Origin of the sequence: Streptomyces sp. NBC_00442, from assembly GCF_036014195.1 — a bacterium.
Classification (GTDB): domain Bacteria; phylum Actinomycetota; class Actinomycetes; order Streptomycetales; family Streptomycetaceae; genus Streptomyces.
On sequence record NZ_CP107918.1, the window covers coordinates 5,147,028 to 5,173,072 of the forward strand.

At 70.7% G+C, this 26,045-nt stretch carries 18 protein-coding genes; 15 read left to right on the forward strand and 3 right to left on the reverse strand.

The genetic code is table 11. From position 1 onward, the window contains the following. Positions 1-65: 65 nt before the first annotated feature. The 15 genes from OG432_RS22960 (at position 66) to galE (ending at position 19,562) form a co-directional block, all read left to right on the forward strand. Positions 66-1,997, forward strand: a complete 1,932-nt coding sequence (locus OG432_RS22960) for a TIGR03960 family B12-binding radical SAM protein (protein WP_328312833.1) — start codon at positions 66-68, stop codon at positions 1,995-1,997. 291 nt (positions 1,998-2,288) lie between these two features. Then, positions 2,289-2,684 (forward strand): hypothetical protein, encoded by a 396-nt coding sequence (locus OG432_RS22965; protein ID WP_328312834.1) that lies wholly within the window; start codon positions 2,289-2,291, stop codon positions 2,682-2,684. A 51-nt stretch (positions 2,685-2,735) separates the two neighbouring features. Beyond that, complete coding sequence (locus tag OG432_RS22970) at positions 2,736-4,370, forward strand: hypothetical protein (protein WP_328312835.1); 1,635 nt, start codon at positions 2,736-2,738, stop codon at positions 4,368-4,370. Further along, positions 4,367-5,026, forward strand: coding sequence for a hypothetical protein (locus tag OG432_RS22975; protein WP_328312836.1), 660 nt, complete (start codon positions 4,367-4,369; stop codon positions 5,024-5,026). The genes OG432_RS22970 and OG432_RS22975 overlap by 4 nt, the downstream gene beginning before the upstream one ends. A 100-nt stretch (positions 5,027-5,126) precedes the next feature. Further along, positions 5,127-6,101 (forward strand): hypothetical protein, encoded by a 975-nt coding sequence (locus OG432_RS22980; protein ID WP_328312837.1) that lies wholly within the window; start codon positions 5,127-5,129, stop codon positions 6,099-6,101. 405 nt (positions 6,102-6,506) lie between these two features. Further along, positions 6,507-6,869 (forward strand): hypothetical protein, encoded by a 363-nt coding sequence (locus OG432_RS22985; protein WP_328312838.1) that lies wholly within the window; start codon positions 6,507-6,509, stop codon positions 6,867-6,869. A gap of 57 nt (positions 6,870-6,926) precedes the next feature. Beyond that, a complete protein-coding gene (locus OG432_RS22990) occupies positions 6,927-8,105 on the forward strand; it encodes a hypothetical protein (protein WP_328312839.1) in 1,179 nt (392 codons plus the stop codon). 132 nt (positions 8,106-8,237) lie between these two features. Continuing rightward, positions 8,238-9,017: a TIGR03936 family radical SAM-associated protein gene (locus OG432_RS22995; protein ID WP_328312840.1), complete on the forward strand. Its 780-nt coding sequence runs from the start codon at positions 8,238-8,240 to the stop codon at positions 9,015-9,017. Between the two features lie 237 nt (positions 9,018-9,254). After that, positions 9,255-13,247, forward strand: coding sequence for an Rne/Rng family ribonuclease (locus OG432_RS23000; protein WP_328312841.1), 3,993 nt, complete (start codon positions 9,255-9,257; stop codon positions 13,245-13,247). Positions 13,248-13,451: 204 nt separating this feature from the next. Then, positions 13,452-14,324, forward strand: a complete 873-nt coding sequence (galU, locus tag OG432_RS23005; RefSeq protein WP_328312842.1) for a UTP--glucose-1-phosphate uridylyltransferase GalU — start codon at positions 13,452-13,454, stop codon at positions 14,322-14,324. 170 nt (positions 14,325-14,494) lie between these two features. Beyond that, positions 14,495-14,815, forward strand: coding sequence for a 50S ribosomal protein L21 (rplU, locus tag OG432_RS23010; RefSeq protein WP_010062939.1), 321 nt, complete (start codon positions 14,495-14,497; stop codon positions 14,813-14,815). Positions 14,816-14,829: 14 nt separating this feature from the next. After that, a complete protein-coding gene (gene rpmA, locus OG432_RS23015; protein WP_267053230.1) occupies positions 14,830-15,084 on the forward strand; it encodes a 50S ribosomal protein L27 in 255 nt (84 codons plus the stop codon). Positions 15,085-15,230: 146 nt separating this feature from the next. Beyond that, positions 15,231-16,670, forward strand: a complete 1,440-nt coding sequence (gene obgE / locus OG432_RS23020; RefSeq protein ID WP_328312843.1) for a GTPase ObgE — start codon at positions 15,231-15,233, stop codon at positions 16,668-16,670. Positions 16,671-16,930: 260 nt separating this feature from the next. Continuing rightward, complete coding sequence (locus OG432_RS23025; RefSeq protein WP_328312844.1) at positions 16,931-18,565, forward strand: glycosyltransferase family 2 protein; 1,635 nt, start codon at positions 16,931-16,933, stop codon at positions 18,563-18,565. Between the two features lie 16 nt (positions 18,566-18,581). Continuing rightward, complete coding sequence (gene galE / locus OG432_RS23030; protein ID WP_328312845.1) at positions 18,582-19,562, forward strand: UDP-glucose 4-epimerase GalE; 981 nt, start codon at positions 18,582-18,584, stop codon at positions 19,560-19,562. A 76-nt stretch (positions 19,563-19,638) separates the two neighbouring features. Here the strand turns inward: galE and OG432_RS23035 are convergent, their stop codons facing one another. The 3 genes from OG432_RS23035 to OG432_RS23045 all read right to left on the reverse strand — a co-directional run bounded on the left by OG432_RS23035 (position 19,639) and on the right by OG432_RS23045 (position 25,802). Then, complete coding sequence (locus OG432_RS23035) at positions 19,639-21,513, reverse strand: glycosyltransferase family 2 protein (protein WP_328312846.1); 1,875 nt, start codon at positions 21,511-21,513, stop codon at positions 19,639-19,641. Positions 21,514-21,768: 255 nt separating this feature from the next. After that, on the reverse strand, positions 21,769-22,935 hold the full coding sequence (locus OG432_RS23040) for a glycosyltransferase (protein WP_328312847.1): 1,167 nt from the start codon (positions 22,933-22,935) through the stop codon (positions 21,769-21,771). Then, entirely contained in the window at positions 22,932-25,802 is a 2,871-nt protein-coding gene (locus OG432_RS23045) for a bifunctional glycosyltransferase/CDP-glycerol:glycerophosphate glycerophosphotransferase (RefSeq protein ID WP_328312848.1), read from the reverse strand. The genes OG432_RS23040 and OG432_RS23045 overlap by 4 nt, the downstream gene beginning before the upstream one ends. Positions 25,803-26,045: the final 243 nt, after the last annotated feature.

Consider the following 26,045-nt stretch of genomic DNA (forward strand, 5'->3'; position numbering starts at 1 on the left):
TGCGAGGGGGCGACCCGGCTCGCGTTACGCTAGAGAGTCGCCCCCTGCCGCCCACGAAGGTCGAGATGTCTGCCGAGTCCGTCTTCCCACAGCTCGAAGCGCTGCTCCCGCATGTGCAGAAGCCGATCCAGTACGTCGGCGGTGAGCTCAACTCCACCGTCAAGGCCTGGGACGAGTGTGACGTCCGCTGGGCGCTCATGTACCCGGACGCGTACGAGGTCGGGCTGCCCAACCAGGGCGTCATGATCCTCTACGAGGTACTGAACGAACGCGAGGGCGTCCTCGCCGAGCGCACGTACAGCGTGTGGCCGGACATGGAAGAGCTCATGCGCGAGCACAAGGTGCCGCAGTTCACCGTGGACTCGCACCGCCCGCTGAAGGCGTTCGACGTCTTCGGCCTCAGCTTCTCCACCGAGCTGGGCTACACCAACATGCTCACGGCCCTGGACCTCGCGGGCATTCCGCTGGAGTCCAAGGACCGCACCATCGACGACCCGATCGTCCTCGCGGGCGGCCACGCGGCCTTCAACCCCGAGCCGATCGCGGACTTCATCGACTGCGCGATCATCGGCGACGGCGAGCAGGCCGTGCTCGACATGACGGAGATCGTCCGCGGCTGGAAGGCCGAGGGCCGCCCCGGTGGCCGCGAAGAGGTCCTGTTCCGCCTGTCGCGGACGGGCAGCGTCTACGTGCCCGCCTTCTACGACGTCGAGTACCTGCCGGACGGCCGCATCGCCCGTGTCGTACCGAACAGGTCGGGCGTGCCGTGGCGGGTCTCCAAGCACACCGTCATGGACCTCGACGAGTGGCCCTACCCCAAGCAGCCCCTGGTCCCGCTCGCCGAGACCGTCCACGAGCGCATGTCCGTGGAGATCTTCCGCGGCTGCACCCGCGGCTGCCGCTTCTGCCAGGCCGGCATGATCACGCGCCCCGTGCGGGAGCGAAGCATCACCGGCATCGGCGAGATGGTGGAGAAGGGTCTCAAGGCCACCGGCTTCGAAGAGGTGGGCCTGCTCTCCCTCTCCTCCGCCGACCACACCGAGATCGGCGACATCGCCAAAGGCCTCGCGGACCGCTACACCGACGACAAGATCGGCCTGTCGCTGCCCTCGACCCGGGTGGACGCCTTCAACGTCGACCTCGCCAACGAGCTGACCCGCAACGGCCGCCGCTCGGGCCTCACCTTCGCCCCCGAGGGCGGCTCCGAGCGCATGCGCAAGGTCATCAACAAGATGGTCTCCGAAGAGGACCTCATCCGCACCGTCGCCACCGCGTACGGCAACGGCTGGCGCCAGGTGAAGCTGTACTTCATGTGCGGCCTGCCCACCGAGACCGACGACGACGTCCTCCAGATCGGCGACATGGCGGTCAACGTCATCGCCAAGGGCCGCGAGGTCTCCGGGCAGAACGACATCCGCTGCACCGTCTCCATCGGCGGGTTCGTGCCCAAGCCGCACACCCCGTTCCAGTGGGCGCCGCAGCTGTCGGCCGAGGAGACGGACGCGCGCCTCACCAAGCTCCGCGACAAGATCCGCGGCGACAAGAAGTACGGCCGCTCCATCGGCTTCCGCTACCACGACGGCAAGCCCGGCATCGTCGAGGGCCTCCTCTCCCGCGGCGACCGCCGCGTGGGCGCCGTCATCCGCGCCGTCTACGAGGACGGCGGCCGCTTCGACGGCTGGCGCGAGCACTTCAGCTACGACCGCTGGATGGCCTGCGCCGACAAGACGCTCCCCGCCTTCGGCGTGGACGTCGACTGGTACACCACCCGCGAGCGCACCTACGAGGAAGTCCTGCCCTGGGACCACCTCGACTCGGGCCTCGACAAGGACTGGCTGTGGGAGGACTGGCAGGACTCGCTCGACGAGACCGAGGTCGAGGACTGCCGCTGGACGCCGTGCTTCGACTGCGGGGTGTGCCCCCAGATGGACACGTCCATCCAGATCGGGCCCACGGGGAAGAAGCTGCTGCCTCTGAGCGTGAAGACACCTTCCTGACCTGTCGGCGAGCAGCCCGGCGCCATGGCTGAACGGCTCGTCCCAGCCCGGAAGACAGCGCGGCTGGGGTCCGAGGTCGCAGGGTATGGCCGGAGGAGGCGTCCGGAGCGAGAGCTCCGGGCGCCTCTTAGCTGTTTGCGGACTTCTCCAGCTACTGACCCCGCACAGCCGCAGGGAGTGAGGCATACCGCGGCGGCATGGCTGCGAACCGGCTTCAGTATGCTGGCGCGTACATATGTCCGACGGCCAGGGGGGCGGAGAGTCATGACACCAGGGAACCCCTCACCTCATATGCGGATCGATCAGGTTCCGGCAGATGCGAGCGGCATAGTCACCCCTGGTGCCTCAGGTGGTCAGAAGGACCTGGCTTCGACGCCTGCTGAGAAGCGGGCTGCAGCCGAGGCGATCGAGCGACACATCGAGCCGGACACGAGGACGGCCGGGAACTGGACGGACGAGCAGACCGCCGCGGTCGTCAAAGCATTCGGCGCCAAGGACGGCCACGGCTGGGTGACGTCGTCCGCGGTGAAGGCCGCCCACAAGCAGTGGGACGAGCAGGTGAGTGGCCTGATGAAGAGGCTGGCCTCGGAGAAGGCCGCCCTGCGGAGTACCTACACCGTCTTGCAGGGCACGGACTTCGGCGTCCTCGCCCAGGTGCGCGCCTCGTCATCCCTGGACGCCTACTGAGTCCATCCAGCCCAGCTTAATGGCCGACTCGGCAGCATCCGGGGGGAAACCATGCCGACGTATCACGAGATCCTCACAGCAGACCTGACTACGCTCACCACCGCGGCCGAGCGGTGGGATGGTATGGCCACAGAATTCCACAAGCAGGCGACGGCCTATCGCCGGGATGTTCACGGCATATCCATGGGACAGACGTGGTCGGGGCTGAGCGCGGACGCTGCCCATCACACCTTCGACATCACGCTCAAGGAATTCGAGAAGGCACAGGTCGAGAGTAAAGCCATTGCCTCGCTCTTCCGCGATGCGCATGCGCAGTTCGTAGACTTGCAAAAGAAGCTGCAGACAGCCCGGGATGAAGCGCTCAAGGCCGGCATGAAGGTGTCGGACCAAGGCGTCGTCGCATACGACTACACCAAGCTCACTCAAGACGAGCACCAGGCTCTCGTGCATGACCCTGACTACCAGGCGAGCGTCAGGAATTCAGTCGCCTCGTGGCAGCATCGCATCGATCAGTGTGTCCAGGATGCGACCGATGCTGACGAAGGTGTTGAGATCGCCTTCAAGGCTGCCGTTGCCGACTCCGACCTCTTGGATGGCACGCCGAATGGCTTCAACGGCGAGGCCAAGGGCGACATCGAACAGTACGAGGCGGACAATGCCGCGGACATCGCCACCCGTATCAACAACGGTGGGCATGTCTCCGCCGCCGATCTCGCCGAGCTTCGGCGGTCCTTCCGTGACAACTCCGACAACAAGGCGTTCAGTCAAACCTTGCTGTCGGACTTGGGCCCCGACGGAACCATCAAACTCACCAACGCCCTGAACGATCGCGCCTACGCATCCGACAAGGCGAACAAGTCCGAGTACATGGAACTACAAGGCGGGTTGGCCCACACCCTCGCGACCGCCACGAATGTTCCTGACACGGTGAAGGGCATGCCGCCCGGCTCAAAAGCGTTCGCCCACTGGCTCGCCGGCGAAGACGGTCGCTTCTACAAACAGTGGAGCGAGAGCCTCGACAAGTTCGGCACGAAGAACTACGGCTCAGAGACCAATCCGCTGTACGGCTACCAATCGCTGGCCAGCATGATGGAACAGAGCGACAAGAAGTTCGACGATCAGTTCCTGTACCAAGTGACTGACGACATGATCGCTGCCGAGAAGAAACACCCAGGGATATTCACGGAATGGGGTCCCGGACACGACGGTACCCGGGCCGATGCCCTTGATTCCACGCTCAACGTGATGAGCCGCAACCCCGAGGCAGCCACGGCGTTCTTTGACCCCGCGGGGAACGGCCCCGCGAGCGACCACGTCGGCAACGACCACCTGCACTACCTCGCGGGCCATGGAGACGGTACCCGCGACTGGCCCAAGCACGTCTATACCGGTGTTGCTTACCTGGAGCAGGACGACCCACTGAGCCGGACGGGTCTGGCTGCTGCCCTGCAGGCCGGGGCGACGGGCACGTGCCCTGTCCCGTCGCGCAGGAACCACTGCCGACGTTTACACACACGGCGGAGCAGACTCGCGTCATGGACGGCATCCTCAGGGCTCTCGACCAGGGACCGTCGACAGAGGTTCACCACAACCTTCAGGTGCCAATTGCGCGGGCGATCGCTGAGTACACGCCGGACAGCCACGAGATCCTGGGCGGTCTCGACGGTGACTATGCGACGCACATGAAGAACGGCTACTTCATGGACTCCGACCACCCCGACAGGGCGCACCTGTCCACCCCGATGGACACCATGATCCACGTGATGCGAGGGGTGTCCGAAAACCCCGACGCCTACGCCACGATGGACAAGGCGGAGACGCGGTACATCAACGCCGAGCTGGACAAGTTGCCGCATGGTGCCGCGGGTTACTCCGAGAGCAACCCACTTGCCAAGTCGGGGGCAGCCCTCGGCGCGTACGACGCGATCCGGGAAGACGTGCTCAACGACGAACGGACGGGGGCCTACAGCGCAGCGGACTGGAAGTCGAAGGTCGCCTACCACATCATCGGCGGCGCCATCACCCCCATGGCCATCCCCACCGCGGGTGGGTCCATCGCCGTGGGGGATGGTTTGCAGCGTGGCGTGGACACCTTGGCGTGGGTGTGGGGAAACGACATGAAGGCAGACGCCGACGCCAAGGCCAATGAGGCCATCAACGACCGATACCTGGACACCAACACGAGGATGCAGGTCTTGGTCGACGGCTGGGGCAGGGAGCGTTACGACATGGACACCCCGGAAGGCAGAGACCACGTCCAAGGACTGACCAAGGAGATCCGCTCGGGGCACACCACAGGCGTGGCAGACGCGCGTGCTTATCTCACTGACACGACCAACTGAACGCCCTATGGATGAGACAGGCCGGATGACTGCCCCCGCATCTCCTGAGACACCGACTGCCCCGCCGTGCCCCAAGCGGCTCGGACGTGGAGCCTTGCCCGTGCTGGTTGTCGGGTTGCTGGTCGTGGCGGCAGCGGGCTCAGGGGTGTGGTGGTGGGGGATGGTTGACGACGCCGACGGGCCGGTCGACTGTTCGGCGCTGCTTTCCAACGTCAAGATCAAGGACGCTCTGGGAGCCGGGTATCAGAAGGGCATGTCCTGTTCGGAGTTGGGCACGGCCTTGCAGACGGCTGCAGGCGGGAAGGGTACCGAGGGGCATACTGCGGCGCAGGTGCGAGCCATGCGGGAAATTCTGCAGGGCACGGACGATGCCCTCACCAACTCCGGGCAGAAGTCGATCGACCCGTCTCTCCGTCTTCCCCTCGCGGAACTGATCGCGGACTACGCGCCGGACACCTACGAGATCTTCAAAGGGCTCGACGCCCGCTACGTCGAGCACGCTTCGGATGATCGGCCTTGGAGCGATGCTGCCGGCGTGCACATGGCAGTCTGGGACGACACTCTCATCCGCGTCACCCGGGCGGTTGCGGCCAGTCCGAACGCGTACGCACGCGTCCGCGATGCTCAGACTCGCCAGTCCGCTCGCATTTTGACCCGCATCCCGCACCCAGCTCGCGGAGTGACACTCACTCTGCCCCCCGTCGGCAACTCCGTGGCCCTCGGAGTGCTCGACGCCATTGCGCACGATGTCAGCCAGAGCTCTTCGGCGGGGGCAGGGAAAAAGTGGAGGAGCGATGTCATCGAGGCGCTGAAGCAATCGGCACCGAACCCACCACCGAGCTACGAATCCGATCCGGTCGGCTACATCCGTGGCAATTGGGCGGCTCAACTGGACGCTGCTGACACGGCGGCCGAGTCCAAGGGCTTTACCGAACAGGGTGTACGACTCCTCGACATCTGGGCCAAGGGGCGTGCGGACGGCTTCAAGGCCTCCGAGAGTCTCCGCGCTGACTGCCGTAATAGCCAATACGACAGGTACAGCGACGTGGTGCACGCGCTGAGTAAGAAGCCGTGAGTTCGAGGGCACTGTCGCGACAGACCCCGAGCGTCAGCTCGGAGCGCCGAGCTGACGCTCCTGTGTGAGGTAGGAACGTACTCGCCGGGGCCCGGAGAAGGCCCAGTAGCGCCTGGGCCAAGGAGCGGTACACGTCCACCTCGCCGGACGCGGACTGGAACAATCCGTAACCCGAGTCTGTATGTACACGCCGACGGATGACTTCTGGATGGGCGGCATCCTCGGCCCGACCAACAAGGCGACCGGCGAGGGGTGTCGTGGCGATCTCCGTCACGTCTCCGTGCTGCGCTGCGGATTCACCCGAGGGCTCGGCAACGAACGAGCTACTCTCACAGCCCTCTCCGCAGCTCTCAGGCATACGCGGCGGCGTCGACCGCGAGCCGACGAAATCAAGGAGATCCCGCGATGAGCGGTCGCGCCCGTCCCTCCGCCTCCCGGGCGCCGACAGGTACGGTCGGACGAATATCCGGCAACCGGCCCCTGTTGAGCGCATCGGCGTGCGGCCTCGTCCTCGTTCTGGGGCATCCGGGCGCGGCCTACTTCGTCTTCCTCGCCTACATGGCCAGGCCCGCCGGCCCCTGGGACAGTGAGACCGTCGCCCACTCCGGTTTCGCCGCGGGTCTTGCCCTGGTCCTCTCGGCGGTGATGGCGGCGCTGACATGGCCCTGTGTCAGGTTCGCCTGGCTGCGCGGATGGTGGTACACCCTTCCAGCGGTGCTCGCCGTCGCCGCACTGCTGCGGCTCACCCTGCTCGCCCCCCACCTCTGACGCAGGTCAGGAGGCCGGGCGAGCAACGTTTGGACCCCTTCGTGCGTCCTGGACGGCATGGAGAACCGTCCGTCCCCGCAGCCCTCCGAAGGCTGCCTCACCGTCGTGGTCCGCGTGCCCGTGCGGATCGTCGTCTTCGTGCTCGTCGTGCCCGTGCGAATGGTCTGGGACCTGCTCGTGGCCGGTGCGAAGGTGCTGCGGCGAAGGGTGTTCACGCCGCTGTGGCGGGTGCTGGTCGTGATCCCGTCCGGGTGGTCGTACCGGGTCGTGCTGACGCCGGCCGGGCATGCGATCGCGTGGCTGGGGAGGGTGGTCGGGGCGGGGCTCGGTGCGGTCGGGCGGGGACTTGCGGCCGCTGGAGCGTGGGGTGTGCGGATGCTGCTCGTGGCGCCCTCGGTGTGGGTGTACCGGGTCGTGCTCGCGCCGGCCGGGCGGGCCGTCGGGTGGGTGCTGAGCGGGGTCTGGCTCGGACTCGCGTGGGTGGGGCGGGGAGTCGGGCGCGGGCTCGTCCGGGCGGGCCGGGGGATCGGCGCCGGGCTTGCCCGGGTGGGCAAGGGGGTCGGGGTCGGCCTCGTATGGGGCCTTCGGGCCCTGTTCGTGTGGCCCTGGAGTGCGTTGTGGCGCCGGGTGCTCGCGCCCGTGCTGCGGTACGGGCTCGTCGTGCCGGCGGCATGGCTCTACCGGTACGTGCTCATCCCGGTCGGGCACGGGACCGCCCGGCTCGTGACGCTGGCCGGGGCCGGGCTCGCCGCGCTCGGTGTGCTGCTCCTCGTGGTTCCCGCCCGGTGGCTGTACCGCGCGGTCCTGACGCCGCTCGGGCGGGGCGCCCTCGTCGTCGTGCGCGAGATCGGCGTGGCGATCGGGTTCGCCTGGCGGGCCGCCGGGTTCGTTTCGCGGGCCGTGGGGCGGGGGCTCGCGTGGCTCGTCCGGAATTTTGTCGGGCTGCCGGTGCGCTGGGTGTACGCGACCCTGCTCACGCCCGTCGGGCACTGGGTGCGGGACGCCGTGCTCCGACCGGCCCGGCGGGCCCTGCGCGAGGCCGGCCGGGCCGCGCGCCAAGCGCTGGTCTCGGCCCGCGAGACCGTGCGCACGGCCCGGCGCGACGCCTGGCGGGCGCTGGTCGGCGGGCCGGCGCGGGAACTACCGGAGCACCGGGCGCGTACTCTGGGTAGTACAACTACTGCCTCCGGCGCGGTGCCCGCCCCCGAGATCTCCCTCAGCAAAGCGGAGGGATGAGCCGGGCGGCGGACGGGCCGTGACCGGAGGGGCCCCCACAGGACGGTGGGCGGCGCTCGCCGCGCCCGCCCCGCACGAGGAGAAGAACCACTGGGCAAGCGACAGCCCGAAGGCCCGCCGCCCGCACCCGCGGTGCAGCGCATCCGCCTGCGCTACACCAAGCGCGGCCGCCTCCGGTTCACCAGCCACCGAGACTTCCAGCGCGCCTTCGAGCGCGCCCTGCGCCGCGCCGAGGTGCCCATGGCGTACTCGGCGGGCTTCACCCCGCACCCCAAGGTGTCGTACGCCAACGCGGCCCCCACCGGCGTCGGCTCCGAGGCCGAGTACCTGGAGATCGCGCTCACCGCACAGCGCGACCCCGAGAAACTGCGCGCCCTGCTCGACGAATCGCTGCCCACCGGGCTCGACGTCATCGACGCGGTCGAGGCGCGCACCTCCGGTCTCGCCGACCGGCTGACCGCCTCCGTCTGGGAGCTGCGGCTCGACGGCGTCACCGTCGAGGCGGCCGAGAAGGCCGTCGGGACGTTCCTCGCCGCCGAGACCGTCGAGGTCCAGCGCAAGACCAAGAACGGCATGCGCACCTTCGACACGAGGGGCGCCGTTGCCGAGCTCCAGGCTCTTTCCCCGCAGGCCGATAGGCCTCTCGACGACGCCTGTGCGATACTGCGGCTGGTAGTGCGGCACCTGACACCTGCCGTACGACCCGACGACGTCCTGTCCGGTCTCCGAGCTGTGGCCGACCTGGCGCCGCCGGTCCCCGCAGCGGTGACCAGGCTGGCGCAGGGGCTCTTCGACGAGGAGTCCGGCACGGTGACCGACCCGCTCGCGCCCGACCGCGAGGCAGCCCCGGCCGCTCCACAAACGGCCGCCGGGACCGTCTCTGCGACGGCGCCGGAAGGTCCCGCCGCGTAAGGGCGGCCGTCGTAGCGCAGCCCTGGCACTCGGGAGCCACCTGGGTCGGGCCGCGCACTGACCTAAAAGACTTTCGCCAGGCCGTGCGTACATCGCGCAGGGAACCGGCGAGCCAGACATATCAGCTCCCGTGCGGCGCCCGCGCCCCGGACGGCGGCACCCGCGCACATCACGCGGGACGTGCCGCCGGACCGGAACAGGCGCGGCGCCCGGGAGCGTGACGGGAGCTACGCCCGCATGCTCGAGCAGAACGAACCCGGTACGGCCGGGGACAACACGACCAACGACCAGAACAGCCCCAGCGACACGCTGCCGCCGCGCCGCAGGCGCCGCGCGGCGTCGCGGCCCGCCGGCCCCCCGGCCGGTGCGCAGGGCACCGAGACCGCGGCACCGGCCGCGGAGCAGAACACCGCGCAGGCCGCACCGGCCGCCGACGAGACCGCGGCTCCGGCCCCGCGCACTCGCCGCCGCGCCACGCGCACCGCGAGCGCGCCCGCCGGTGCGCCGCAGGCCGCAGAGGCAGCGCAGACACCGGCAGCGCAGACGCCCGCGCAGACACCGGCACAGGCGCCGGCCTCCGCCGAGGCGCCCGCCGCCCAGGCCGGTGACGACGGCGCCGAGGTGTCCGCGCCCCGTGGCCGCCGCCGTGCCACCCGTAAGGCGACCGCCCCGGCCGGTGCGCCGCAGGCCGCCGAGGAGATCGAGGTCGTCGAGGCCCCGGTCGTCGCCGCGGCGCCCGAGAACGTCGGCGAGGACGAGCCCGCCGAGGCGCCCGCGCCCCGCACCCGCCGTCGCGCCACCCGCAAGGCGACCGCCCCGCAGACCACGGTCGCGGCCCCCGCCGTCGCCGAGGCCGTCGCCCCCGCCGAGGTCGACGAGGCAGCCGAAGCGGAGGAGGACGAGGAGGCCGTCGTCGAGGCGCCCGTCGTCGAGGCGCCCGCGCCGCGCACCCGTCGCCGTGCCACCCGCAAGGCGACCGCCCCCGCCGGATCCCCGCAGCCCGCGGCCGCCGAGCAGCCGGCCGAGGCCCCCGCCCCGGCCGCCGCACAGACCCCGGCCGCGGTCGAGACCCCGGCCGCCGCCGAGGACGAGGCGCCGCGCGGCCGCGGCCGCCGCCGTGCTGCCCGGCCCGTCTCCACCCCGCAGTTCACGCCCGTCGAGCCGGAGCCGCAGCCCGCGCCGCAGGCCGAGGAGCCCCAGCCCGCCGGGCGCTCCCGCCGCCGCGCCACGCGTCCCGCCGTCGCCGTGTTCCAGGCACCGGTCTTCACCGAGCCCATGTTCCAGACGCCGGAGACGGCCGCGGCCGCCGCTGCCGCCGCCCGCGTCGAAGAGCCCGCAGCGCCCGCCGAGGCCGCCCAGTCCGTCGAGGACGACGTGACGGCCGTCCAGACCGCCAACGAGCCGGCCGAGCCGCAGGGCCGCTCGCGCCGTCGTCGCCGTCGTGGCGAGAGCGCCGAGCCCGTCCAGGACAAGCCCGCCGCTGAGCCGGTCGAGGAGCAGACGGAGGAGCCCGCCGAGGCCGACGCCGACGTGGACTCCGACGAGGGCGACGACGACCGTCCCTCGCGCCGCCGTCGCCGTGGCGGCCGTCGCCGTCGCCGCGGCGACTCCGCCGAGGCGGAGGACGCCGCGGAGGAGCAGACGTACGAGCCGGCCGAGCAGGCCGAGCACAGCGACGCCCCCGCCGAGTCCGAGGAAGAGGACGACGAGGACGACGACACCGACGGCACCCCGTCCGCCGCGGGCACCAGCAGCAGCCGTCGCCGGCGCCGCCGCCGTCGCCGCTCCGGCGACTCCGGCCCCGAGGCCGAGACCGGCGCCGACGACCCCGAGCGCACCGTCGTCAAGGTCCGCGAGCCGCGCACCACCCGCGAGCGCATCGATGCCGCGTCCGGCTCCACCTCCGCCGACGAGGTCCAGTCCATCAAGGGCTCGACGCGTCTGGAGGCCAAGAAGCAGCGCCGCCGCGAAGGCCGCGAGCAGGGCCGCCGCCGCGTCCCGATCATCACCGAGGCCGAGTTCCTGGCCCGCCGCGAGGCCGTCGAGCGCGTCATGGTCGTCCGCCAGAGCGGCGAGCGCACCCAGATCGGCGTCCTGGAAGACAACGTGCTCGTCGAGCACTACGTCAACAAGGAGCAGGCCACCTCGTACGTCGGCAACGTCTACCTGGGCAAGGTCCAGAACGTGCTGCCGTCGATGGAGGCCGCGTTCGTCGACATCGGCAAGGGCCGCAACGCCGTCCTGTACGCCGGTGAGGTCAACTTCGAGTCGCTCGGCATGGGCAACGGCCCGCGCCGCATCGAAGCCGCCCTCAAGTCCGGCCAGTCGGTGCTCGTCCAGGTCACCAAGGACCCGATCGGCCACAAGGGCGCCCGCCTGACCAGCCAGGTCTCGCTTCCCGGCCGCTACCTGGTCTACGTGCCCGAGGGCTCGATGACCGGCATCAGCCGCAAGCTGCCCGACACCGAGCGCGCGCGCCTCAAGACCATCCTCAAGAAGATCGTCCCCGAGGACGCGGGCGTCATCGTGCGCACCGCCGCCGAGGGCGCCAGCGAGGACGAGCTGCGCCGCGACGTCGAGCGCCTCCAGGCGCAGTGGGCCGACATCCAGAAGAAGGCCGGCCAGATCTCGACGTCCTCGCCGTCGCTGCTCTACGGCGAGCCGGACATGACCGTCCGCGTCGTCCGCGACATCTTCAACGAGGACTTCACGAAGGTCGTCGTCAGCGGTGACGAGGCGTGGGAGACCATCCACGGCTACGTCGCGCACGTCGCCCCGGACCTCACCGAGCGCCTGACGCGCTGGACCAGCGAGGTCGACGTCTTCGCGACGTACCGGATCGACGAGCAGCTCGCCAAGGCGCTGGACCGCAAGGTCTGGCTGCCGTCCGGCGGCTCGCTGGTGATCGACAAGACCGAGGCGATGATCGTCGTCGACGTCAACACCGGCAAGTTCACCGGCCAGGGCGGCAACCTCGAAGAGACCGTGACGAAGAACAACCTCGAAGCGGCCGAGGAGATCGTGCGCCAGCTGCGGCTGCGCGACCTGGGCGGCATCGTCGTCATCGACTTCATCGACATGGTCCTGGAGTCCAACCGCGACCTGGTCCTGCGCCGGCTGCTCGAATGCCTGGGCCGCGACCGCACCAAGCACCAGGTGGCCGAGGTCACCTCGCTCGGCCTGGTCCAGATGACCCGCAAGCGGGTCGGCCAGGGCCTGTTGGAGTCGTTCTCGGAGACCTGCGTCCACTGCAACGGGCGCGGCGTGATCGTGCACATGGAGCAGCCGGCCGCCTCCGGCGGTGCGGGCAAGCGCGCCAAGAAGCGCGGCCGCGGCGGCGCCGAGCACGACCAGCACACCCACGAGCACGAGGCCCACGAGGCCCCGGATGCCGACGACATCGAGGTCGTCGAGACCGAGGCGGAGGTCGCCGCCGAGGTCGCGGCGCCCGTCGCGCTCGCCGAGCCCGAGTTCGTGCCCGACGAGGAGCTGTACAGCAGCGTCGCCGAGGCGGAGTCCGCGGCCCGCGGCGGCAGGTCCCGCCGCCGCGCCACCCGCAAGGCCTCCGCGCCGGCCGGTGCGCCCCGCGCCGCGGCCGTCGAGACCCCGGCGGCCCCGGCTCCCGCGGTCGAGGAGCCGGAGGCCGTGCAGGCTCCGGCGGCGGTGACGGTCGCCTCGTTCATCGAGGACGACGCGCCGCGCGGCCGGACCCGTCGCCGCGCCACCCGGAAGGCGACCGCCCCGGCGGGCGCGCCGGCCACGGCCGCCGCGGAGCCGGTCGTGGTCGTCACGGAGCCCGAGCACAAGGCCGAGGAGCCGAAGGCGCCGGAGCCCGTGGCCGAGCCCGCCGCGTCGGTGGCCGAACCCGTCGTCGAGGAGGCGCCCGTCGCCGCCCCGCCGAAGGCGCGCCGCCGTGCGACCCGCAAGGCCACGGCCCCGGCCGGTTCACCCTCGGGCGCCGAGGACGCCGCGGTCGTCGTGGTGGAGTCCGCCCCGGCCGCCGAGGAGTCCGCCCCGGCCGAGCCCGCGGACGCCGCCGACGAGGCCGCACCGGCCAAGAAGGCGGCCCGCAAGACGGCGAAGAAGGCCACCGCCAAGAAGGCCGCCACGAAGAAGACGGCGGCCAAGAAGACGGCGGCGAAGAAGACGACTGCCAAGAAGGCCGCCACCAAGAAGACGGCGGCGGCCGAGCAGGCGCAGTCCTCGGTCTCGGCGCCGGCCGACAGCTGACGGCCGCCGGACGTCAGTTGACGGTTGACGGCTGACAGAAGTCAGCTGATGACCGTCGTCCGCCGGTTGCCGGCCGACAGCTGACGGACAGCCTCCGCTCAGCGGACGTACACCGAGCGGTAGTTGGCTGATGCGAGGCCCAGGAGCCCGCCCCCGGAACAACGGGGGCGGGCTTCGTCGTACGAAGGAGAGTCCGCGCCCCGCATGAGTGCGATCAGCAAAGCCGTCATCCCCGCAGCCGGGCTCGGCACCCGGTTCCTCCCGGCCACCAAGGCCACGCCCAAGGAGATGCTGCCGGTGGTGGACAAGCCGGCGATCCAGTACGTGGTGGAGGAGGCGGCCGCGGCGGGCCTGTGGGACGTCCTCATGGTCACCGGCCGCAACAAGCGTCCCCTGGAGGACCACTTCGACCGCAACCACGAGCTGGAGTCCGTGCTGGCCCGCAAGGGCGACGCGGCGCGGCTCGCCAAGGTGCGCGAGTCCAGTGACCTCGCCGCGATCCACTACGTACGCCAGGGCGATCCCAAGGGGCTCGGGCACGCGGTCCTGTGCGCCGCCCCGCACGTCGGCGACGAACCCTTCGCGGTGCTGCTCGGCGACGACCTGATCGATGCCCGCGACCCGCTCCTCGCCCGCATGGTGGAGGTCCGGGAACGCCTGGGCGGCAGCGTCGTCGCGCTCATGGAGGTGGCGCCCGAGCAGATCCACCAGTACGGCTGCGCGGCCGTCGAGCCCACCGGCGAGGACGATATCGTCCGTGTGACGGGCCTGGTGGAGAAGCCCGAGCGGGCCGCGGCGCCCTCGCACCTCGCGGTGATCGGACGCTACGTCCTGGACCCGGCCGTCTTCGAGGCGCTGCGCCGCACCGGGCCCGGCCGTGGCGGCGAGATCCAGCTGACCGACGCGCTCAACCGGCTCGACACCGTGCACGGGGTGGTCTTCACCGGGCGCCGGTACGACACGGGGGACCGGGGGGAGTACCTGCGGGCCATCGTCCGTCTGGCGGGCGAGCGGGCGGATCTGGGCCCGGACTTCCGGTCGTGGCTGCGTGGTTTCGTCGCGGAGGAGTGCGGGTAATGACGCTGGTTTGACCCACCACGCCCGGCCCCGTAGCCTTGTCCCTCGGCGTGTTTATATACGCGCCTGCCCCTGAGCACCTCACCTCCCGGTCCGCCGGGGGAGGCCCCCTGCTTTCCTGCGGGACGGCTGGCTTCAAGGGTTCCGTATCGAGCGAGAGAGAGATCCGCGTGTACGCCATCGTGCGCAGCGGTGGTCGCCAGCACAAGGTTGCTGTCGGCGACATCGTTGAGGTTGACAAGATTTCCACTGCCAAGGTTGGCGACACGGTCGAGCTCTCGACCCTGCTCGTTGTCGACGGCGACGCCGTGACCAGCGACCCGTGGGTCCTTGACGGCATCAAGGTCACCGCCGAGATCGTGGACCACCACAAGGGTGCCAAGATCGACATCCTTCGGTACAAGAACAAGACCGGTTACCGCCGTCGCCAGGGCCACCGCCAGCAGTACACGGCGATCAAGGTCACCGGCATCCCCACGGCTGCGAAGTAAGGGACTGAGGAGACATGGCACACAAGAAGGGCGCATCGTCCACTCGGAACGGTCGCGACTCCAATGCTCAGCGGCTCGGCGTCAAGCGCTTCGGCGGCCAGACCGTCAACGCCGGTGAGATCCTGGTCCGCCAGCGCGGCACCCACTTCCACCCGGGTGCGGGCGTCGGTCGCGGTGGCGACGACACCCTGTTCGCGCTGCAGGCCGGTGCGGTGCAGTTCGGCACCCACCGTGGCCGCAAGGTCGTGAACATCGTTCCGGCTGCCTGATCACTTAGGCATCTGTAGAGCGATTTCAGCGGAGGCGGACCTCACTTCCCTTTCGGGAAGCGGGTCCGCCTTTCGCGTGTTACAGAATAGACATCCCCGTATCTTCCCCCTGGCCTCCGGCTCGGGGGCCTCAGGAGGCACATCCCATGACCACCTTCGTGGACCGCGTCGAGCTGCACGTCGCCGCGGGTAACGGAGGCCACGGCTGTGCCTCCGTCCACCGTGAGAAGTTCAAGCCGCTCGGCGGCCCTGACGGCGGCAACGGCGGCCGTGGCGGCGACGTCACCCTGGTCGTCGACCAGTCCGTGACGACGCTCCTCGACTACCACCACTCGCCGCACCGCAAGGCCACCAACGGCCAGCCCGGTGCCGGCGACAACCGCTCCGGCAAGGACGGACAGGACCTGGTCCTGCCCGTGCCCGACGGCACCGTCGTCCTCGACAAGCAGGGCAACGTGCTGGCCGACCTGGTCGGCGAGGGCACCACGTACGTCGCGGGCCAGGGCGGCCGCGGCGGCCTCGGCAACGCGGCGCTCGCCTCCGCCCGCCGCAAGGCCCCCGGGTTCGCGCTGCTCGGCGTGCCGGGCGAGTCCGGGGACATCGTCCTCGAACTCAAGACCGTCGCCGACGTGGCACTCGTGGGTTACCCGAGCGCCGGCAAGTCCTCGCTGATCTCCGTGCTCTCGGCCGCCAAGCCGAAGATCGCGGACTACCCCTTCACCACCCTGGTCCCGAACCTCGGTGTGGTGACGGCCGGCTCGACCGTCTACACCATCGCCGACGTTCCCGGGCTGATCCCCGGCGCCAGCCAGGGCAAGGGTCTCGGCCTGGAGTTCCTGCGGCACGTCGAGCGCTGCTCGGTGCTCGTGCACGTCCTGGACACCGCGACCCTCGAATCCGACCGCGATCCGGTCTCCGACCTCGACATCATCGAGGAGGAGCTCAAGCAGTACGGCGGGCTCGACGACCGGCCGCGCATCGTAGTCCTCAACAAGATCGACATCCCGGACGGACAGGAGCTCGCGGACATGATCCGGCCGGAGCTCGAAGAGCGCGGCTACCAGGTCTTCGAGGCCTCCGCCGTCGCCCGTACGGGCCTAAAGGAACTGTCCTTCGCGCTCGCCGGGATCGTGGCGCAGGCGCGGGCCGCCAAGCCCAAGGAGGAGGCGACCCGCATCGTCATCCGGCCGAAGGCCGTCGACGACGCGGGCTTCACCGTCACCTTCGATCAGGTGAACGAGGTCTACCGGGTGCGCGGCGAGAAGCCGGAGCGCTGGATCCGCCAGACCGACTTCAACAACGACGAGGCCGTGGGCTACCTGGCCGACCGCCTCAACCGCCTCGGCGTCGAGGACGCCCTCATGAAGGCCGGTGCCCGTACGGGTGACGGCGTGGCGATCGGGCCCGAGGAGAACGCGGTCGTCTTCGACTGGGAGCCGACGATGATGGCGGGCGCCGAGATGCTGGGCCGCCGTGGCGAGGACCACCGCCTGGAGGCCCCGCGACCGGCCGCGCAGCGTCGCCGGGACCGGGACGCGGAGCGGGACGAGGCGGACCAGGAATTCAAGGAGTTCGGGCCGTTCTGACGGGGTTCCGGTGCGGGGTGCGGCGCTTTCGCGCGGCTCCCCGCACCCCTTTGAAGCGACCCGGTGTCGACGGGTCGCGCCCGCCGTGGCGGAGCCGCGCAGTGTCGCAGTCCCGCGCCCCTTTGAGGTGACCCGGTGTCGAGCGGTCGCGCCCGCCGTGGCGGAGCCCCAGGGGTGGGGGGCGTGGGAATCGGCCACTGCCTGGGGGCGGGGTGCTGGGCGGGGCAGGGGGCACAGCCGGCTCCCGTAGGATGCGGCGCGTGACCCAGAGCCCCACCTCTTTGGCCAACGCCCCGGGCGTCAGCGTCGTCGTCATCGCCTACAACGACGCCGAGCTCGTCGCTGCCGCCGTGCGGTCGGCGCTCACGCAGGGGCCGGCGGTCAAAGAGGTCGTGGCCGTCGACGACTGCTCGGGCGACGGCACCGCCGCCGTCCTCGACCAGCTGGCCACCACCGAGCCCCGCCTGCGCGTGGTGCGCCGCAAACAGAACAGCGGCGGCTGCGGAACGCCCCGCAACGACGGGATCGCCGCCGCCACCGCCCCGTACGTGATGTTCCTCGACAGCGACGACGTGCTGGCGCCCGGCGCCGTACCCGCGCTCCTGGCCGCGGCCGAGGAGCACGGCACCGAGGTCGCTGTCGGCCGCGTCGTGCGTCGCGAGCTGCCCGCCGGAACCGATGTGCGGTGGATGCCGGGCCTGTACCGGGAGGCGGCCGTGTACGAGACGCCCGAGGACGAGCCGGGCCTGCTCCACGACACGCTGTGCGTCAACAAGCTGTACCGGCGAGACTTTTTGACGGATCGTCAACTTCGTTTCCCCGATGGCAGGTTCGTCTACGAGGACTTCGTCTTCACGGCCCGCGTGTACGCGGAGACCCCCCGCGTGGCGGTCGTTCCCGAGCTCGTCTACGTGTGGCACGTGCGCCGTTCGGCCGCCGATGTCTCCCTCTCGCTGGCCCGCAAGGACGTCGCCAACTGGCAGGCGCGCATCGCCGCCCACACCGAGGCCGTCGAGGCGTTCGGGGCGACCGGCCACAAGGGGCTCGCGGCCGCCTGCCGCACCAAGTTCGTCGACTACGACCTGGGTCTGTACCTGCGCGAGCTGCGCGTGCGCGACGTCGGCTACCGGGCGGACTGGTGGCGGCTGACCCGCGACTACCTCGCCGGATTCCAGCCCGCCGAACTGGCCGCCGCCGCCGCCCCGGCCCGCTGGCTCGCCCACGTGGTGCTCGCCGCCGATCAGCCCCGCGACCTGGACCGGCTGGCCCAGCTCGCCGCCGACCCGGCACGCCTCATCCCGCCGTACGCCACTGCCGGCGCCGCCCCCGTGTGGGCCGAGGACCTCGCGGACGTACCGCTGGACGGTCTCGACGCGCTGCCGGCCCAGCGGCTCCCGGTCACCGTCGACGCGACCCTGCTCGCCGGCCGGCGCGGCGTCCTCAGGCTGCGCGTGCACGAACTGTACGGGCGGCTCGCGGCGAGCGGCGCCCCGGCGAGGGCCGACGTGGAGTTCGTGCCGCGGGACGGCGAGGAAAGCGTACTGACGGTCACCGCGCCGCTGCGCGCGACGCGAGCGGGCTGGGCGGGGCAGACCCTCGTGCCGCTGGCCCGCCTCGCCGCGCTGGGCGGCCGCGGCACCCAGGTCTGGGACCTGCGGGTCCGCCTCGACACCGCGTCGGGTCCGGGCGTGTGCACGTCACTCAGGGCGCGGCCGCCAGGACTGCGGCGCACGGCCGTCCCCGGCAGCCGGTACGGTGTTCTGCTGGTGCAGCCGTACCGGACGTCGAGCGGATCGCTCTCGGTGCGGCTCGCCTCCGGAGTGCAGGGGGCCTTCGGGGTGGTGCGCGGGAAGCTGCGCAGACTGGCCCGGACGGCCCGTTCAAGGCGACGATGAGGACGTGGACTCGCATATGACATTTCTGATCACTGGCGGCGCCGGATACATCGGTTCCCACGTCGTGAGGGCCATGACGTCGGCGGGCGAGAGCGTGGTCGTCCTCGACGACCTCTCCACCGGTGACAAGGGCCGCGTGCCGCAGGACGTGCCGCTGGTGGTCGGCTCCGTCCTGGACCGCGAACTCCTCGACCGCACCTTCGCCGAGCACGCGATCACCGGCGTGGTGCACCTCGCGGGCAAGAAGCAGGTCGGGGAATCGGTCGAGATCCCGCTGCACTACTACCGCGAGAACGTGTTCGGCCTGACCGTGCTCCTGGAGGCCGTCGCCGCCGCGGGCGTACGCACCTTCCTGTTCTCCTCCTCCGCCTCCGTGTACGGCATGCCGGACGTCGACCTCGTCACCGAGGACACCCCGTGCCTGCCGATGAGCCCGTACGGCGAGACCAAGCTGGCCGGCGAGTGGCTGGTGCGCGCCGCCGGAAAGGCGCACGGCATCTCCACCGGATGCCTGCGCTACTTCAACGTGGCGGGCGCCGCCGCCCCCGAACTCGCCGACACCGGCATCTTCAACCTCGTACCGATGGTGTTCGAGAAGCTGGAGGACGGGCAGCCGCCGCGCATCTTCGGCGACGACTACACGACCCCCGACGGCACGTGTGTGCGCGACTACATCCACGTCGAGGACCTCGCCGACGCCCACCTGGCCGCCGCCCGCAAGCTCGCCGAGGCGGCGGAGGCCGGCGAGTACGGCGACCTGACGGTCAACATCGGCCGCGGCGAAGGCGTTTCGGTGCGCGAGATGGTCGACCTGATCAACGAGATCAGCGGCCGCGGCATCGCCCCCGAGGTCCATCCGCGCCGCGCGGGCGACCCGGCGCGCGTGGTCGCCTCCGCCGACCGCATCGCCGCCGAACTCGGCTGGAAGGCGCACCACGACGTGCGCTCGATGATCTCCTCCGCGTGGGACGGGTGGCGCCACCACCGCGACGGCTGACCCCGGCACGCACACGACGAGAAAGGCCCCGCCGACCGGCGGGGCCTTTCTCGCGTGCGCCGAGCAGCCGGTGCGGTCAGCGTCCGCGCAGCACCCCGGCCGCCCTGCGGCGCACCTGGCGGACCAGCGGCACCGGCACGGTCAGCCGCACCGGTTCGCCGGAGGAGTCGGTCACCGCGAGGTCCCGGCTGAACCCGCCGGCGGCGAGCCGCAGACGCAGTTCCCAGGTGCCCGGTGCGGCCCCTTCGGCGGTGGCGCGGGCCGAGACGCGGCCGTGGGCGTCGACCTCGGTGGGCGTGGGGGCGGTCAGGGTGCGCCCGCCGGAGACCAGGAGCAGCCGGGCCTCGCCCGTGCCCGGCAGCCAGCCCGGCACCGTGACGCGGGCGGCGGCCTCGACCCGGCCGAAACGGGTGCGTGCGACCGTGCCCCGCGCCGTGGTGGGGAGCAGCTTGCGGGTGTCGCCGATGTCGAGGTTGAGGTGCTGATGGGCGACCGAGTGGAACAGCGCCGCCGCGCCGGGACCCGCCGCGCCCCGGTCGACGATGCGGGGCTCCGGCGAGACGTCGTAGTCGCTGCCCTCCGGCCGCGCCAGCCACGCCTCCTTGCGCAGCTCGCCCGCGCTCACCACGATCCGCATGCTCCATATGCCGTCCGGCAGCGGTTCGCCGTCCGCGGCCCGGCCGACGTCGACGGACAGCGTGTACGTGCCGTCGTCGGCGACATCGGCGGGCACCCAGTACGTGTAGCCCTGGCGGCGCAGCAGCACGCCGGCCCTCTGGCCCGCCGCGGGGATCTCGGCCAGCAGGGCGGAGCCGGTGAGCCGCAGCACCGGCCCGTCCCAGGCGTAGGAGTCGACCCGCTGGTTCAGCCGGACCCGGGTGGTGGTGTCGTAACAGGAGTCCGGGATCGCCCGCTCGGGGTCGCGGAAGTAGGGGTAGGCGGCGTACGCGCGGTCGCCCTCCAGGAGCGCCGGGGGCAGCGCGCCCTCGGTGTCGGCGCGGACGATCTCGGTGAGTTCGTCGAGCAGGCCGTTGCGCAGGCAGTGCACCCGCAGGCGCAGCCGCGGCGGCAGCGCCTCCACGATCGGCTCGGTGGTCCACTCGTCGAGCAGCACCCGGGCGGCGTCAGCGATCTCCTTGCGGCCCGCCTCGTCGCGGGCCAGGTAGGGCTCGGCGAACATGCTGAGGACCTCGCCGTGGAAGTGACGCTCCATCAGTTTGTCCCGCTCGCGGCCGGCCGGCACCAGGTCGGCGAGGGTGCGCAGAATGCCGCCGACGAAGGCGAGTTGGTCGACCCAGTCGACGTCCTGGCTGCTGGCGTTGGTCCCGTCGCCGCGCCCTTCGAGGTAGTAGCAGTCATGGTTGGCGACGACGGAGATCTTCCGGGCGTGCAGCACCGCGGGGACGGCGAAGGCCACGTCCTCGTTGAGCAGCCGGTGCTCCGCGAACCGCAGCCCGTGCTTCTCGATCAGCGAGCGGCGCCACAGCTTGTACGGGGCCAGCGTCCAGTACACGGGCGAGTCGTAGAGGCTGACCTCGGGGCTCGTGGTCCGGAACTCCACCGGCGCGGTCCGGCCGACGCCCACGATCCGGCCGTACACGACGTCCGAGTCCTCGCGGTCGGCCATCGCGACCATCCGACGCAGGGCGTCCCGGCCGAGGTAGTCGTCGGAGTCGAGGAAGAAGAGGTAGGTGCCGCGGGCCATCGTGATGCCCACGTTGCGGGGCTTGCCCGCGCCGCCGGAGGGCTCCTGGTGGACCACCCGGACGTTGTCGTGGGCGCGCGCCCACGCATCGAGCCAGTCGCCGCTGCCGTCCGACGAACCGTCGTCCACCGCGATCACTTCGAGCTTGCGCCGCCCGAGGGTCTGGGCCTCGACGGACTCCAGGCAACGCTCCAGGTATCGCAGAGTGTTGTGCACCGGGACGATCACGGTAACAACGGGGTCCATCGGCACACATCCTCGACTGGAAGCACGACTGCGGGACGCCACGGCCGCGGGTCGCGGTGCCGGTACGCCGATACAGCTTTTCTTTTTTATTGGACGACGTGTGGGGGAGCTGTGTCAAAGGGGTGTGAGTATTCCGCCTGTGTGGGTTCTTCGCAGGTGAGGGCGGCGAAAGGCCCCGGCACACACACCGTGTGCCGGGGCCTTTTCGATCAGTGGCCGCGCCCGTCGGGGCGCCACCGCGTGCCGCGGTGGACTTCAGCGCTCCAGGAAGGTGAAGAGCTCCTCCCAGCGCCGGACGATCTCCTCGGTCCGGTACCGCTGGATGTTCTCGCGGGCCGCGTCGCCGAGCCGGTCGCGCAGCTCCTGGTCGCCGAGGAGGCTGTCCAGACGGCGGGCGAAGGCGAGCGTGTTGCCGGGCGGCGCGAGCAGGCCGTCCTCGCCGTCCCTGATGATCTCGCGGATTCCCGGGGCGACGTCGAAGGCCACGCACGGCACCCCCGTCGCCATCGCTTCCAGGAGGGACAGCGGGAAGCCTTCGCCGCGCGAGGCCAGGGTGAAGACCGAGCCGTCCCGCAGCGCGGCCGCCGGGTCGTCGGTGCGGCCCATCCACTCCACCGAGCCGTCGAGACCGAGCTCCGTGCACTGGCGGCGCAGCGCCGCCTCGTCGGAGCCGTTGCCGTACACGCGCAGCGTCCAGCCCGGGTGGAGCGGGGCCACCTCGGACCAGGCGTCCAGGAGCAGGTCGGTGCCCTTCTCCTCGTGGAGGCGGCCGATGCTCACCACGTGCTTGCCGGTGCGCGGCGACGGCGTCCCGGGGAAGAACGGCAGCGGGTTGGGCATGAAGTCGACGTTGTCGAGCCTTTGCTGGGCCCACAGGTCGGCGTCCTCGCGGGTCAGCGCGAGCAGCCGGTCGACGCCGCCGTAGTACCGCTTGACGCGGCCGAACCGGGAGGACTTGCGGCACGCCTCGAACGACTCGTGCGTCATGCCGATGACGGTGACCGAGGAGGTGTCGGCGAGCGCCACCCACTCCATCGCCCACACCTGCGTGACGATGACGACCGCGCCGGGCCTGGCCCGGCGGAACATCCGGGTCAGCTTGGCGGCCTGCTCGTGCATGGCCGCGGTGCGGGCGGCGCGGCGCCGGTGGTCGGCCACGTTCAGCTTGCCCTTGATGCCGCGCGGCCCCGGCACCGACGGCGGGTGCACGTCGTACAGCGTCGTCGTCCCGTACGGCAGGTCGTCGCCGAGGTCGAAAGGGTGCGAGGGCGGCGTGATGCCCACGATGTGCACCAGGTTGCCGCGGGCCGCGAAGAGCCGGGCCATCTGGTGCGACCAGGTCGCGACGCCGCCCAGCTCGTTGACGGCGTTGGAGACGAAGAAGATGTCACGGCCGCCGTCCTTGGCGGGCTGCTCGGTCACTTGCCGCTCCCGGGTGTGAAGAACTTGGCGACGATGCTCTGGGCCGCGGTGCCCTGGTCGTACTCGCCGAACTCGGCCGTGAAGCGCTCGCGCGCCGCGGCGTACTCGGTGTCCGCCGCCTTGAGCCCCTCCACCGCCGCGAACAGCTCGCCCTCGGTGGCGACGACCGGTCCCGGCGCCTTGTCGCGCAGGTCGAAGTAAGTGCCCCGGCTCTCGTCGGCGTACTCGTCGTAGTCGTACGCGAAGAAGACCATCGGGCGGTCCAGGAGCGCGTAGTCGAACATCAGCGACGAGTAGTCGGTGATCAGGCCGTCGGCGAGGACCAGCAGCGGCGAGATGTCGTAGCCGCTGGACACGTCGATCACCTTGCCGCGCACCGACGGCGGCAGGACGACCTGGTTGAGGTAGTGCGAGCGGATCAGCAGCGTGTACTCGTCGCCGAAGCGCTCGGCGAACGCCTCGACGTCGAAGGGCAGCTCGAAGCGGCGCACCGCGCCCTGCGGCGTGGCCCGGAACGTCGGCGCGTACAGCAGGACCTTCTTGGCCGGGTCGATCTTCAGGGCCTCGGCGACGGGGCCGCGCTCGCGCTCACCGGAAGCGGACTCCGCCTCGCGGGCCTTGACCAGCTCGTCGTTGCGCGGATAACCGGCGCGCAGCAGCCTCTCCTCGCGCAGCCGGAAGCCGCGGGCGAGGGTGCGCACGTCGTGCTCGGAGCGGACGAGGAAGTGGTCGAAACGGTCCAGGGCCCTTTGGTGGCGCTCCCGCTCGCCACGGCCGAGCACCTTCATCTGCGGCAGGTCGAAGCCCATCCGCTTGAGCGCGCTGCCGTGCCAGGTCTGGATGTACGTGGTGCCCGCCCGCTTGGCCAGCGACGCCGGGAAGCCCTGGTTGTCGATCCAGAACTCGGCCTGCGCCAGCGCCCGCAGATAGGCGTAGCTCCAGCGCCGCACCAGCGTGGCGTCCTTGGGGAAGCCGGCCGGCTTGCTGCCCTCGTAGGACCAGACGGCCTCGAAGTCGACGCCCTGGCGGCGCATCTCGTCGTAGATCGCCTTCGGGCTGTCGCTGAACTGCTTGCCCATGTGGCTCTCGAAGACCACCAGACCCTTGCGGATCGGCAGCTTGCTGAGCACCTCGTCGTAGACCCGGACCTTGGTGGCGCCCGAGCTGAGGTCCTTCTTCGCCCGGCGGGCCTTGCGCAGGCCCTTCTTGGCGACGCCGGCGGCCTTGCTGCGCAGCGCCTCCTCGATCAGGCCCTGGGCGCGCACGGTCGCCGCGCCCTGGGCCGTCAGGACGTAACTCAGGTTGCCCTTCTTGGAGACCGAGGGCTCGATGCGGTCGGAGACGAGACGGGTCAGCCGGGGCCGCACGTGGAGCGGGTGCCCGCTGTTCACGTCGATGCTGCCGGCCGAGACGCGCGTGGCGACCGCGTCACCGTCGATGTCCAGGTTGAGCCACACGTCCCAGACCACGTCGATGATGCCCAGCGGGCGCAGCTTGCGGGCGATGTCCGCCTCCGCCTTCCAGTCCAGCGTGCGCCCCGCGTGGGTCAGCGAGGTGAGCGGGAAGTGGAAGGACTGCAGGCTGGTGCGGCGGGCCCGGAACTCCAGGGAGCCGCGCAGCTCGGCCGTGGGCTTGACGCGGCCCAGCGGGTTGACCACCGAGCCGCCGAGCCGGACCTTGCCGTGGCCGTCGTCGGCGTAGGAGGTGAGCCGGTTGCCCAGGGACAGCTTGGCCAGCGGGCGGGTGTGGTACCCGGCGTCGGTGACGTCGAGGATGCGGGCGCCGTCCGGGTCGTCGAGGTGCTCGCCGCACCAGTAGACGCGGCCGTTCTTCTCCACCAGCGGGGCGGTCAGCTTCCCCGGGCTGATGAGGGCGTCCGCCGCCGGCATCAGGTTGGCCCAGTCCTCCTGGCCCAGCAGATACGCGCAGATCGCCTGGATGGGCTGGACCTCGGCGTAGGCCTGCGGCGAGATGGTCGCCAGATAGCTGTTGGCGAGCTCGGCGAACTCGTGCCGGTACTCGTTGTCGAGCAGCGGGAGATCGCGCAGATGGAGGACGAGGTCGTGCTTGAGGAACTTGACGTCCTTGCGGAACTTGAGGTCGTCGTAGCCCTTCGAGTCGAGCAGGTCGTCGACGCGCCGGTGGATCTCCATACGGTGCACGAAGTTGGCGATCTCGTGCCGCCGGTTGCTGATCGACTTCGCCGCGGAGTTCTCCACGACGTTCCAGAAGTACACGTGGTTGGGGATCAGCGTGATCCGGCGGGCCGCGACATAGGCCTGCGCCGAGAACAGCAGGTCCTCGTAATGGATGCCGACCGGGAAGGTCAGCTCCTGTTCGAGCAGGAACTCACGCCGGTAGCACTTGTTCGTGGACAGGGTGTCGAAGACCAGCAGGTCCGGCATCTCGGTGATCGATTCGAGCGTCCGGGTCGCCGAGTAGATCCACGGATACCACTCGACGGTCTTGCCGTGGCGGCTGTCGACGTGGACGCGGACGCACATGCCGGAGACGAGGTCGGCCCCGGTGCGCTCGGCCGCGGCGACCATGTTCCGGCAGGCGTTCTCTTCCAGGACGTCGTCGCTGTCGAGGAATATCACGTACGTGCCGAGGGCCTCGGAGATGCCGTGGTTGCGCGGTGCCCCGCAGCCGCCGCTGTTCTGCGGCAGCTGGAATGCCCGGACCCGTCCGGGGTTGGCGGCCTGGAGCTCCTGCGCGACCTGGAAGGAGCGGTCCTTGCTGCAGTCGTCGACGATCAGGACCTCGACGCTCTTGTGGGTCTGGTCCAACACGGACTGGACGGCCGTCGGCAGTCGATCGGCATCGTTGTAGACGATGACGATCACGGAGACGTCAGGCACTGGCACCTCAATCCATTTGCGCTCATGGCATGCGGTTCAACGCTACCTGGTGCGGGGGCCCCTCAAAGCAGCCGCCCACGGGGGCGCCGGACCGCTCCGGCCGGGATGTCCGCGCCCATCGGCACCGTTCTTTACGCAAATGTGAAGAGGGCCGGGCAACCGGCGGCGCGCCGAGCGCATCTCCCCAAGGGGCGAGACCATGGCCCGCTCGCCCACCGGAAACGTCATACTTCACCTCGAACCCATGGC